At 58.4% G+C, this 12,876-nt stretch carries 9 protein-coding genes; 5 read left to right on the forward strand and 4 right to left on the reverse strand.

Features of this window, described 5'->3' with window-relative positions; translation table 11 throughout:
• Nucleotides 1–34 precede the first annotated feature (34 nt).
• From ABI171_RS21990 to ABI171_RS22010, 5 genes are read left to right on the forward strand one after another with little or no spacing between them, the layout of a single operon-like run.
• Entirely contained in the window at nt 35–832 is a 798-nt protein-coding gene (locus tag ABI171_RS21990; RefSeq protein WP_348094697.1) for a type II secretion system protein N, read from the forward strand.
• Nucleotides 829–3,195 carry a type II secretion system secretin GspD gene (gene gspD / locus ABI171_RS21995; RefSeq protein WP_348094698.1) on the forward strand — a complete coding sequence of 789 codons (2,367 nt, stop codon included), beginning with the start codon at nt 829–831 and terminating at the stop codon, nt 3,193–3,195. The genes ABI171_RS21990 and gspD overlap by 4 nt, the downstream gene beginning before the upstream one ends.
• Nucleotides 3,192–4,643: a type II secretion system ATPase GspE gene (gspE, locus tag ABI171_RS22000; RefSeq protein ID WP_348094699.1), complete on the forward strand. Its 1,452-nt coding sequence runs from the start codon at nt 3,192–3,194 to the stop codon at nt 4,641–4,643. The genes gspD and gspE overlap by 4 nt, the downstream gene beginning before the upstream one ends.
• Nucleotides 4,644–4,692: 49 nt before the next feature.
• Nucleotides 4,693–5,913 carry a type II secretion system inner membrane protein GspF gene (gspF, locus tag ABI171_RS22005; protein WP_348094700.1) on the forward strand — a complete coding sequence of 407 codons (1,221 nt, stop codon included), beginning with the start codon at nt 4,693–4,695 and terminating at the stop codon, nt 5,911–5,913.
• Nucleotides 5,914–5,921: 8 nt separating this feature from the next.
• Nucleotides 5,922–6,476, forward strand: a complete 555-nt coding sequence (locus tag ABI171_RS22010; RefSeq protein WP_348094701.1) for a type II secretion system protein N — start codon at nt 5,922–5,924, stop codon at nt 6,474–6,476.
• Nucleotides 6,477–6,618: 142 nt separating this feature from the next.
• On the opposite strand, the gene hslU is transcribed toward ABI171_RS22010, so the two are convergent.
• The 4 genes from hslU to ABI171_RS22030 all read right to left on the reverse strand — a co-directional run bounded on the left by hslU (nt 6,619) and on the right by ABI171_RS22030 (nt 12,720).
• Nucleotides 6,619–7,971: an ATP-dependent protease ATPase subunit HslU gene (gene hslU, locus ABI171_RS22015; RefSeq protein WP_348094702.1), complete on the reverse strand. Its 1,353-nt coding sequence runs from the start codon at nt 7,969–7,971 to the stop codon at nt 6,619–6,621.
• A 128-nt stretch (nt 7,972–8,099) separates the two neighbouring features.
• Nucleotides 8,100–8,636: an ATP-dependent protease subunit HslV gene (gene hslV / locus ABI171_RS22020; RefSeq protein ID WP_038493529.1), complete on the reverse strand. Its 537-nt coding sequence runs from the start codon at nt 8,634–8,636 to the stop codon at nt 8,100–8,102.
• Nucleotides 8,637–8,851: 215 nt separating this feature from the next.
• Nucleotides 8,852–10,246, reverse strand: a complete 1,395-nt coding sequence (locus ABI171_RS22025) for a hypothetical protein (protein WP_348094703.1) — start codon at nt 10,244–10,246, stop codon at nt 8,852–8,854.
• Between the two features lie 452 nt (nt 10,247–10,698).
• Nucleotides 10,699–12,720, reverse strand: a complete 2,022-nt coding sequence (locus ABI171_RS22030; RefSeq protein ID WP_348094704.1) for a TonB-dependent receptor — start codon at nt 12,718–12,720, stop codon at nt 10,699–10,701.
• Between the last annotated feature and the right edge of the window lie 156 nt (nt 12,721–12,876).

Here is a 12,876-nt window from a genome sequence, read left to right on the forward strand (position 1 = left end):
CGTCGGCAGCGTCATCGCAAATGTCGGGATATCGATGCGCGGACTAGGCAGAGTATTGATATGGCTGGTGGCGGCGGGATTGAGTGCACTGATCACGGTACTGGCGTTTTTACCGGCTGCGTGGCTGGCGCCTTTGCTGGAGAGCCGCACCGGCGGCCGTCTCACCTTGGGCGATGCGCAAGGGTCGTTGTGGCAGGGGTCGGCTTTTATCGGTGCGGCGCCAAGCGGCAAGGATGCTGTTGCGGCCTTGCTGCCAGGCCGGTTTGCCTGGCGTCTGTCGCCGCTGGTATTGCTGGGGAAGGTCGATGCGACGCTGGAAAATGCGCAAGTATTGTCGAGCAAGGTAAGCATTCGCGGCAGCTGGAGCGAATGGACCGTCAGTCCGTCCAGCATGCTGTTGCCGGCCGAACGTCTGTCGACATTGGGTGCGCCATTGAATACCTTGCAGCCGTCAGGCAAGATGCAACTGAGCTGGCAACAGCTGACGCTGGCGCGCACCAAGGCTGGCAGCGCTGACGGGATTGCCTTGAATGGCAGCATGACGCTGGACCTCCTAGCGATGGCGTCGCGCATGTCGCCGGTCAAGCCGCTTGGCAGCTATCGCATGCGGCTCGATTGGCAAGGCACCCAGGCGGCTTTGACGCTGACCACCTTAGGTGGCGCGATGTTGTTGAACGGCAGCGGTAAATTGCAAGACGGTCATTTTCAGTTTTCGGGGACCGCGGAAGCGGCGGCGGGTCAAGAGGAAAAGTTGGCTACTCTACTGAGCTTGCTCGGCCAACGGCGCCAGATCAATGGCAGAAATGTTATCGGACTAGAGTTTAAATCATGAAAGATAAAATGTATCTCGCACCATTCAACAACATTGCGTCGACATTCGAGACACCCAATTTGCAGATGGCAGTGCGCAGCTCGTGGCGCTATGCCGCCGCCATTGCCTTGCTGACCTGTGCCGCAGGCGTTCCCGTCGCCGCGATTGCGCAGCCGGTGTTGGGAACGGCCCCCGCAGGCGCCACCACCGACGTCCCAAGCGGCCAGGCAGTGATGAATTTTGTCGGTGCGGATATCGAGTCGGTGATCAAGGCGGTCGGTCAATATACCAATACCACTTTCATCGTCGATCCGCGCGTCAAGGGCACCATCAATCTGGTGTCGGAAAAGCCGGTAAGCAAAACACAAGCTTTCGATTTGCTGGCATCGACCTTGCGTCTGCAAGGCTATGCCGTGGTGCGCGGCGACGGTTTTGTCAAAGTGGTGCCGGAAGCGGACGCCAAGCTGCAAGTGGCGCCAACCCGGCCGGCCAGCGTTCGCGGCGATCAGATCGCCACGCAGATTTTCTCATTGAACTACGAATCGGCAACCAATATCCTGCCGGTGCTGCGGCCGCTGATTTCTCCGAATAACACGATCAATGCCAATCCTGGCAACAACACGCTGGTTGTCACCGATTACGCTGAAAACTTGCAGCGCCTTGGCAAAATGATTGCCGCGTTGGATGTGCCTGCGATCAATGATCTGGATGTGATCCCGATCCGCTACGCGGTGGCCAGCGATATCGCTGTGATGGTGACCAAGTTGCTGGATTCCGGCTCTGCGGCGCCGGGCGGCAGCGATAGCGCGCGCACCATGATCATGGCCGATTCCAGAACCAATTCGGTGGTGGTCCGCGCGCCGTCTGCCGGACGCGCCAACCTGGCCAAGTCGCTGATCGCCAAGCTTGACCAGCCGACCACCAACGCCGGCAATGTCCACGTGGTGTATCTGAAAAACGCTGATGCGGTAAAGCTGGCGAAAACCTTGCGGGCGATTGTTTCCAACGATACGTCGTTGCCGACTTCCAGCTCATCCAGCAAGAGTTCCGGCAGCGGTTCCGGCGGCATGCTGCAAGGCTCGAACAGCAATAGTGCATTGAATTCAGGTACATCGACCCAGCCTTCGTCGCCGTCGACAGATACGTCTTCACAATCGTCGGGCGGTGGCAGCAGCGGTGGCGCTGCGGGCTTTATCCAGGCCGACGATAGCACTAATACGCTGATCATTACCGCCAGCGAACCGGTCTACCGCAACATTCGCGGGGTCATCGACCAGCTTGATACCCGCCGTGCGCAAGTATACGTGGAAGCCTTGATCGTTGAAGTCAACGACAGTGCTGCGAGCGAGATAGGGGTCCAGTGGCTGGCGCTGAGCGGCAACTCAACCAGTGCATACCGGGTCGGCGGTGGCACCGGATTTACCGGCACCAATACCGGCATCAATCCGAGCAATACGGCAGGCGGCAATATATTCAATACAGCGGTTGGCTTGGCTGCCGGGAGCGGTACTACAGGACTCCCAAATATAGGTAGTGGTATGCAACTCGGGGTATTCCGCCAGATTGCCGGAAAAATCGGTCTTGGCGCTTTAGCCAGCGCCTTGAACAGCACCGTCGGCAGCAATGTGTTGTCGATGCCTAATTTGCTGACGCTGGACAATGAAGAGGCAAAGATTATCGTCGGCCAGAATGTGCCATTCGTGACCGGCTCCTACGCCACTACCGGAGGAAGCAGTTCGACCGCGAGTCCGTTTACTACTGTTGACCGCAAGGATGTCGGCACTGCGTTGAAGATAAAGCCGCATATCTCAGAAGGAGGCACGGTGCGTCTGGAAATCTCGCAAGAGGTATCCGCAGTGCTTCAGGGCACGGCTGGCAATGCTAACGGACCGACTACGTCTAAACGTTCCCTGGACACCAATGTGTTGGTTGATGATGGCGAGATCATCGCAATAGGTGGTTTGATTGGCGACGACAACGAAAGCAGCATACAAAAAGTGCCGCTGCTGGGCGATTTGCCCTATATCGGCAATTTGTTCAAGTATCAATCCGGTTCCCGCGCCAAAACCAATCTGATGATCTTCCTGCGTCCGACGATTGTCCGTGACAAGGATACCGGTAGCAACCTGGCCGCGGATCGTTATGATTACATGCGCTCGCAACAGATCCGCACGCAACCGGGCAAGACTGTCCTGACTGATTTCGGTTCTGCGATCGCAGCCAAGCTGGAAGACGGCGGCCCGTTCGTCGATCTGCGCAAAAAGCAGACGCTACCGGATGCGCCAGACCAACCGGCGCCGGAGCAACAGCAGATGCCTGTGTTGGTTCCCGCTAAACCGCAGGTTTCGCCGGCCCCTGGTTTCTTGAACGACGGAACGCCATGAGCGATCCCAGAATGACCGATACGCGTCTGCTACCGTACGCCTTCGCCCGCAATTTTTCATTGCTGGCGCAGCGTACCGAAGACGCCAACGGCGCAGATAATCCAGTGGAACTGTGGATTTCCGAAGCCACCCAGCCGAGCGCGATCGCCGAAGTCAGCCGGCGTTTCGGCCGTGTCAAATTTCGCAAGCTGTCGCGCGATGAGCTGGAGGCGGCGATTGCCTTGGCTTATGCCGGCGCTGGCGGCGATGCGGCGCAAGTGGTGGATGAGTTTGAATCCGATATGGATCTGGCCAAGCTGATGCAAGACATGCCGGCGATCGAGGATTTGCTGGAGTCGTCCGATGATGCGCCGGTGATCCGCATGATCAACGTGCTGCTGACGCAGGCGCTGCGCGAAGGCGCATCCGATATCCATATCGAGCCGTTCGAGCAGATCTCGGTAGTGCGTTTCCGCATCGACGGCAGCTTGCGCGATGTGGTGCGACCGAAGAAAGCCGTACATGCTTCGCTGATTTCGCGCATCAAGATCATGGCGCAACTCGATATCGCTGAAAAGCGCTTGCCGCAGGATGGCCGCATCACGTTAAGAGTCGGCGGCAAGCCGGTCGACGTCCGGGTTTCTACTTTGCCTACCGGCCACGGCGAACGCGCAGTGCTGCGTTTGCTGGACAAGGAGGCCGGCCGCCTGGATTTGCAGCATCTGGGGATGAGTCCGACGATGTTGCCGCAATTCGACCGCCTGATCGCCCAGCCGCACGGCATCGTCCTGGTGACCGGGCCGACCGGCTCCGGCAAGACCACCACGCTGTATGCAGCGCTGTCGCGTCTGAATACCAGCAGCACCAATATCCTGACGGTGGAAGATCCGATCGAGTACGAACTGGCCGGAGTCGGCCAGACCCAGGTCAACGCGCGTATCGACATGAGCTTCGCCAAGGCCTTGCGGGCCATTTTGCGGCAGGATCCGGACGTCATCATGATCGGCGAAATCCGCGACCTGGAAACCGCGCAGATTGCGGTGCAGGCATCGCTCACCGGCCATCTGGTGCTGGCGACCTTGCATACCAATGATTCCGCCGCCGCAGTCACGCGTTTGCTGGACATGGGGATCGAGCCGTTTCTGTTGTCATCGTCCCTGCTGGGCGTGGTGGCGCAACGATTGGTGCGCAAGCTGTGTGTGCATTGCCGCCGCCATGACGGCCAACTGTGGCACGCGGTCGGTTGCGAGCAGTGCGGCCACACCGGTTATCACGGCCGCGTCGGCGTCTATGAGTTGCTGCTGACCACCGACGAGATCACCGCGCAGATTCATAACCGGGCTTCCGAAGCCGAGATCCAGCAGGTGGCGCTGCGCAATGGCATGCATACCATGCGCCAGGATGGCGAACGTTGGCTGACTGAAGGCATTACGACGCAAGCCGAGTTGTTGCGCGTAACCAAAGAGTAAGGCCGAAAGCAGGCCGGGATTCAAGTTGAAAATTTAAGCGAGGAGCAGAGTGCCAGCATTTCGTTACGAAGCGGTAGATACCAGCGGCAGCACCACCAAAGGCGTGGTGAATGCGGACAGCGCCAAGGCGGCGCGGGCGGATTTGCGCGCCCAGGGTTTGCTGCCTTTGACCGTAGACATCATTGCGCAACAGGTGGATGCCGCCGGCAATACGCAACGGCGCGGTTTTGGCGAGCACTTGTCGACTGTCGAGATTGCCTTGTTCACGCGTCAACTGGCCAGTCTGCTGGAAGCCAGCCTGCCGCTGGAGCAGGCGCTGACGGCGTTGCTGGAACAGTCCGAACGCAATTATCAGCGCGACTTGATCGCTTCGATACGTTCCGATGTGATGGGTGGCGCTTCCTTGTCCAGCGCATTGGCTGGACATCCGCGCGATTTTGCCGAGATCTATCGGGCGCTGGTGGCCTCGGGTGAACAGATCGGGCAATTATCCCGGGTGCTGTCGCGGCTGGCGGATTACATCGAACGCCGCAACGCGCTGGTGCAAAAGGTCAAGCTGGCGTTTACCTATCCGGCCATCGTGACCGTGGTGGCGTTCGTGATCGTGATCTTCCTGCTGACCTATGTGGTGCCTCAGATCGTTTCAGTTTTCGCCAACACCAAGCAGAAATTGCCGCTGCTGACCGTGGTGATGCTGGCGACTTCCGATTTCGTCCGCAGCTATGGCTGGATCGTGCTGATCGTGGTGATCGCATTGTTCTATGCCTGGCGCACGGCGCTCAAGAACCCCGCCACCAAGATGCGCTGGCATACCTGGCTGTTGAGCGCCCCCCTGTACGGCAAGTTTGAACGCAGCCTGAATACCGCGCGCTTCGCCAGTACGCTGGCGATCACCACCGGCTCCGGCGTGCCGATTCTGAAAGCTTTGCAAACCAGCCGCGATACGCTATCCAACGTCGCCATGCGGCAGCAGGTCGATACCGCCGCCACCAGCGTCCGTGAAGGGGTCGGCCTGGCGCGTGCTTTGGCGGCGCACAAGCATTTTCCGCCGATGCTGATCCATATGATACGCGCCGGCGAAGTCACCGGAGAATTGCCCGCCATGCTGGAGCGCGCCGCCAGCGCCCAGGAGCAGGATCTGGAGCGGCGCGCCATGACCATTGCCGGCTTGCTGGAACCGGCCCTGATTCTGGCGATGGGGGTGGTGGTATTGCTGATTGTGCTGGCTGTGCTGATGCCGATTATTGAAATCAACCAGTTGGTCCACTAGGAATAAATGTGAATGTACCGATAAGTAAAAAACTCGGCCGGCATACCAAGCGCCTGCCGGAATTCATCAGCCTGCTGCTGTTCATGCTGCTATGCGCCTGCGCCGCCTATTGGGTGATGCAGCTGATCAAGCCGCCGGTGCGCCCGGTGGCTGCGCCGCCGCCAGCCGCTGATGCGCAGGTTGACGTGACGCTGGCGGCCGGCTTGTTCGGTGGTCGCGGCACGGTCACTGTCGCCAGCAATTATCAGCTGCTGGGCGTCGTTGCTGCAAAAAAGGATGGCGAGAGCGTCGCCATCCTGAGCGCCGACGGCAAACCGCCGCAAGCTGTGCGGCAGGGCAAGGAACTGCTGCCTGGAACCAGTATCAAAGAGGTGCACGCGACTTATGTGCTGCTGTCGGAAGGTGGCGTGCTGAAGCGGGTCATGTTGCCAGAAGATGCGCGCGCCAAGTCGGGCATGGCGAATGCCTCGCCTGTACAAGCACCGCCTCAGATGGCGCCACAACCCCCGCCAAACCAGGATCTGCCGCCTGAGCAGCCGGCGGTGCCGGTGCAGGACAAATAAGCATTGCAGGATAGCTTCGATGCCGGCATACGGCAGCCGCACTGAATTCTGTGAGATTGGCCGATGGTGAGGACGGATTTGGTATGTTGCTGTTTTACCGAATGACGGCTAGCGGGACAGAGCGGCTCTGCCCCGCATTTTCTTAAAGCACGTAGCGTGACAAGTCTTCGTTCACCACCAGAGCGCCCAGGCGCTGATCGACATAAGCCGCATCGATCACCATGGTTTTTTCGGTGGCGTTGGTCGCCGAAAACGAGATTTCTTCCAGCAGTTTTTCCATCACCGTGTACAAGCGGCGGGCGCCGATGTTTTCGGTTTTCTCATTGACCGAGAAGGCGATTTCCGCGAGCCGTTGTACGCCTTCCTTGGTGAACTCCAGCGTCACGCCTTCGGTTGCCAGCAACGCTTCGTACTGCTTGGTCAGGCAGGCGTCGGTACCGGTCATGATTCTTTCGAAATCGCTGATCGACAAGGAATCGAGTTCGACCCGGATCGGGAAGCGCCCTTGCAGTTCCGGGATCAGGTCGGACGGTTTGGCCAGATGGAAGGCGCCGGAGGCGATGAACAGGATGTGATCGGTTTTGATCATGCCGTACTTGGTGTTGACGGTGGTGCCTTCCACCAGCGGCAGCAGATCGCGCTGGACGCCGGCGCGCGAGACATCGGCGCCGCCGTTTTGCGAACGGGTAGCGATCTTGTCGATCTCGTCCAGGAACACAATCCCGTTTTGCTCGACGTTGTTGATGGCTTTTTGTTTCAGTTCATCTTCGTTGACCAGCTTGGCGGCTTCCTCTTCGATCAGGACTTTCATCGCATCCTTGATCTTGATCTTGCGGTTTTTCTTGCGGTTGCTGCCCATCCCGGAAAACATGGATTTGATCTGCTCGGTCATCTCTTCCATGCCCGGCGGCGCCATGATTTCCATTTGCGATGCGGCTTCCGACAATTCGATCTCGATTTCCTTGTCGTCGAGCGCGCCTTCGCGCAGCCGCTTGCGGAAAGTCTGGCGCGTGTTGCTGCCCTTGTCAGCGGCGTTGTCGCTGTCACCCGTGCTTTGTTCCGGATGAAAGCCGAAATCGCGCGCCGGCGGCACCAGGATATCGATGACACGGTCTTCGGCGGCATCTTCTGCGCGGGTGCGGACCTTGCGCATTTCCGCTTCACGAGTCTGCTTGATGCCGATATCGATCAGGTCGCGGATGATGGTGTCGACATCGCGCCCGACATAACCGACTTCGGTGAATTTGGTCGCTTCGATCTTGATGAAAGGTGCATCGGCCAATTTGGCCAGGCGCCGCGCGATCTCGGTTTTGCCGACGCCGGTAGGGCCGATCATCAGGATGTTCTTGGGAGTGATTTCGTGGCGCAGCGGTTCAGCTACCTGCTGCCGGCGCCAGCGGTTGCGCAAGGCGATCGCCACAGCGCGTTTGGCGCGATCCTGGCCGACTACGTGTTTATCCAGTTCCGAAACAATTTCTTGAGGCGTCATGTTCATGGTTTTTCCGCGTTTGATAGTTGAATGCGCAAGCTGGCTACACTGTCCGGCCATTTACCGGATCGGACATTGATTTGCTCAGCGTAGCGTTGGCGCATCACAGAATGTGTGGAATCTTGAATGTGGAATCAATCCAGCGTTTCGATGATATGCGACTGGTTGGTGTAGATGCAGAGCTCGCCTGCAATCACCAGCGATTTCTTGACGATTTCGGCCGGCGTCAGCTCGGTGTTTTCCTGCAGCGCCTTGGCCGCCGACTGCGCAAAGGTGCCGCCGGAACCGATCGCGCCGATGCCGTCGGTCGGCTCCAGCACGTCGCCGTTGCCGGTGATGACCAGCGTGGTTTCGCGATCGGCTGTCAGCAGCATGGCTTCCAGCCGGCGCAGCATGCGGTCGGTGCGCCACTCCTTGGCCAGATCGACCGAGGCGCGCATCAGGTTGCCCTGGTGCTTCTCCAGTTTTGACTCAAACAGGTCGAGCAGGGTGAATGCATCGGCGGTGCCACCGGCGAAACCGACCAGCACTTTGCCTTGATACAACTTGCGTACTTTGCGAGCAGTGCCCTTCATGACGACATTGCCGAGTGTTACCTGGCCATCTCCGCCCAGGGCGACGCTATTGCCGCGCCGCACTGAAAGAATGGTGGTGCCGTGAAATTGTTCCATTGTTTTCGAGCCTCAGAAAATGCGGACAGTGCCGCTCATGCAGGGCGCAGGATGCTGCGGCCATGCTGCATGTGATTCAGTATCAAACGATAAATTGATGCTGTTCCGAAAAAATGGGGACGGCCGGCGTGATTACAAGCACTGATTTTGGTCGATTTGGCGTTGTTTTCTTAATTACTGGAGAGTCGGATTTTGCTAAAAACTTAATTTCAAGCCTAATTCTTGCGCGGCACTACCCGGACGATTTCCTGTATGCCAACTACCTTGAACAAGGCCGTCACCAGATGATTGACGCTGTGAAATTCAATGGCGTTGCCGTTGCTGGCAAGCATGGATAAACCATTCAACAATTCGCCTGCGGCGCTGAAATCCACTCTGACCAGGCGCGAGCAATCCATGATCGCCGGACTATGGCTATTGGCGTGGGTTTGAATCTTGGTTATCAGGTCCTCGGTGCGGCCTTCTATCAGGATCGGCATCAGCAAGCTGTTGCCGCCAGCCATATTGGAGACCTGCGTGTTGTCTTCCGCCGCCGTCATGATCTTGGCGTGCGGTACGACAAACGGTGGCGGCGAGACTTCAAAGGTAATCGAATAATCGATGCTGGCGTCTTCATAAGCTTGTTCAAGATTGAGCAGGTGAAGGATTTCCAGCAGCAGCAGCCATGGGGCAGCGGTTTCATCGCGGCGGCCGACCTGCAGGATATCGCGGATTTTGTCCGCCAGTTCATCCGCGCCGACCAGTACCAGGTCGAGTCCGGATTTTTGCAATTTTTTCAGCATGCGCAGCAACAGGCCGCAACCGATCGGATCCACCGAGCTGACCCGGGTAAATTCCAATCGCACCGCAGGATGGGTGACGCTCAGTTTTTGCGCGCGTTCGAGCTGCTTGCCGATGTTGGCGTCCAGTTTGCCGGAGAACGCCACGGCCGGCGTCGAGCCGGGTTTTTCCTGGTTTTTTGCCTGCGGATCGAGGGTCATGATGTCGATCCAGGTTGGCGGCGAGGTTTCAAATTTGTTGGCGAAATCGACGGACAGGTTATCGAATTCATGTTGCTTGCCGGTAATCTGGTACAAGTCCAGCAGCATCCACCAGACAATGTGGGTGGAAGAGCCGAGATCGTCTGCACCGATCGCATTCAACAGCAGCGCTTCGGCGATATCGCTCTGGTCGCTGGCAAACAGCACTGCGGCTTCCTCGATGACTTCCGGCGTGTCGGAGATGGATACTTCGATGCTGCCGCTTCTGGATTGATCGTCCAGGTATTCCGTGGTTCTGCTCATGACCGGCAGCGTCAGCTGGGTGGTGTTCGGTCCCTGCGTGGTGACGGGCGGCGCGGTAGTCGAGTCGGTCAGCGATTTTGCCGATGGCGGCAGATGGACGAACTCGGAAGACATCTCCGATTCGATGGCGTCGATCTTCATGGTGGTCGTGCTGCTGGCGTTATGACGTGAGGAGCCATCGCGTAGCGTAGTCGAGTTGGCCAGCCGCTCCGGGCCTTCGCCAAACAGAACCGGCGCCTGATTGTCTGCCGCGGCTGGTAACTTGTCATCCTCCGGTCGCGTACCGTTTGGACGATTATTTTTGCCGAAGAGCGAGAAAATCCCCACGTGTTAATCCTGAAAGTTAGTTGCTGTTATAGCTGCGTATGAGTAGCTGCGTTAGCTGGTATTTTATTGAAAACCGGGTTGTCGGGTAAGGCCATTTATTGTGAGGCCTGGCGCCGATTCCACGAATTTCCAGATGCGCTTTTGTCATCGCTTTGGCCACTGCTTTTACTGTCTTCGTGGCCGCATTTTTGTTTAGAGACTGTTCTGGCTTTTACCTGTTTTCGAGAAAAAAAAGCACGATCAATCGGTACCGCTAAAGGTAACACAAAGCCACCCGGTAAGTATGTCTGGAACCCTCTAAGTTATGACATAAATATGTTGTGATTTTTGCATATGCGCTACTAAAAGTGATCATCTTTTGTACTTTTGTACTTTTGTACATTTGAAAACAAGCGGGGATTGCACAGCGCGAGCGGGTTGGCCTTCCGGCTTTGCAATCCCGCTTGTGCCGCTTAGAACCTGGTGCGTACGCCGAGAATCAAACTACGTCCAGGTTGTGGAGCAACAGCCTTCAGTACTGACGTCGCCAGGCGGATATCCTGGTTCAGCAGGTTTTTAGCCAAGGCAAACCAGGTCACCTGCGTCGCCCCTATTTTTTGCGTATAGGAGAGATTGGCGTCGATCTTGGTGTAGGCAGGCGTCACGCTGTGCTCAAATGTCGCCAGCCGGTCCTGTTGCTGCGCGCGCAGAATCGTCATGCCGCTGCGCCAGGCGCCTTGCGCATAGCCGAGATCGACGCCGTAACGGCTTGCCGGTTGCAGCGGCAGGTTACCCATCTGGTCCAGCTTGCCGCGCGAGGTGTCGGCAAAGCCGCGCACCGAGAAACCTTCACCGCGCAGGTTGTAGCTGATTTCCGCTTCGGCGCCGCGGATGGTGGCGTCGGCTTGCGACCAGAAGCGTTCGGTGAATTCACCGTCGGCATCCGCTGCGCCTTCCTTGTCGACCTGGCCGGCGTTGCGGCCGAAGACATAGTTGCTGACATGGTTCTGGAACAGATTGGCTTTCCAGCGGATCATTCCTGCGGTTTTTTGCAAGGTCAGTTCGATATTGCGCGAGGTTTCTTTTTTCAACGCCGGATCGCCGATATCGAAAGTCGCGGTCGATTCATGCGGGCCGTTGGAATACAACTCTTCCGTCGCCGGCGCGCGCTGCGCAATCGATACCGTGGGGCCGAAACCGTAACCCGGCAAGAAGCTCCACAATGCGCCGGCCGAATAAGAGGCCAGGTTGAATTTGCGACCGGTAAAACCGGACTCGGTATCGGGCCGGCGCTTGACCGATTCCAGGCGCAGGCCGGCACTGGTCAGCACCGGACCGAAGTTGCGTTCTTCAACCAGGAAGGCGGCGACCGAGGTCGACTTGGTGCGTGGCACGGTGTCCGGCAAGCCGCTCTCTGCGGATAACGCCGAGAAGCGGGTATCTTCGGTTTGCATACCGAAAGTGCCATGCCAGCCGGCCAAGGGTTTGTGTGCGAGTTCCCAGCGGGTCTCAGTGGATTGATTGGAGAAGATGGTATCGGCTGTGCCGTCTTCCTGCTTCTCGGTATGGGTGTAATCGGTATGCCCGAGCTTGAACGTGAATTTTTCAAAACCAGCCAGCGGTTCGTCGATCTGGCCGGCGATGTCGTAGCGGGTTTGATGCAGGTCGATGAAGGATTTTTCCGCTGTGGGGATGCCGTAGTGATCATCCAGCGTCGCCACCGATGCGCCGATATAGCCCCAGGTGGCGAGGCAGGAGGCGCCGGCGCCGACGCCGGTTTCGTGCGTGAAGGAATTCGGCAGACGACCGGAAGCCGAGTTCGGATCGCCTTGGGTGGCGTGGCCCGGAATCTTGTAGTTGCCGGTGTCGCGCCAGTTGCCATCCAGGTGCATGCCGATCGGCCCGGTGGAACCGTCCAGCACCAACGAGGTGCTTCTGCCGTTGTCGACGCTGCCATAGCGTACTTCGGCTTCGCCGCTGATGTCTTTTTGCAGCTGCGTCGGAATGCGGTTGTTGACCACGTTGACCAGGCCGCCGATAGCGCCGGAGCCATATAGCAATGCCGCCGGACCGCGCAGGATTTCAATCTGGCGGGCGGTGGCGGCTTCGGTGGCGACCGCATGGTCGTTGGACAGGCTGGAGACGTCGGCCACCGACATGCCGTTCTGCAGGATCTTGACGCGCGGTCCTTCCATGCCGCGGATGATGGGGCGCGATGCGCCGGCGCCGAAACCGGATGCCGATACGCCCAGTTCTTGGGACAAGGTATCGCCGAGCGATGTGCCGGTCTTGTTGCGCAGTTCTTCGCCGGACAAGACCTTGGCCGGCGCCAGGATCTGGGTGTCGACATTGGCGTTGAGCGGAGTGGCGCTGACCACGATTGGAGGCAGGGTAGTGTGCCCTTCGGCAGGAGTGGCTTGGGCGATGGCGTTGGACGAGAGGGCGGCCAGCGCGGACAGGACCGCATTGGATGACAATGTACGTTGGACAAACATGATGATTCCTTGACAGGCAATGGCCGTCGCCTTCCACTTCAACGCGGATATTCGACGTGACAGTGCTGCGCGCCGGGCAGCGTGCTTGCTGCCGGCGAGCGCTTATGCCCGGCGCACGGCCGCAAAGCCTGTGCACGCGGCAAGACTGTCACGCCT

This window comes from Collimonas sp. (assembly GCF_039923675.1).
In the GTDB taxonomy this organism is placed as follows: Bacteria; Pseudomonadota; Gammaproteobacteria; order Burkholderiales; family Burkholderiaceae_D; genus Collimonas.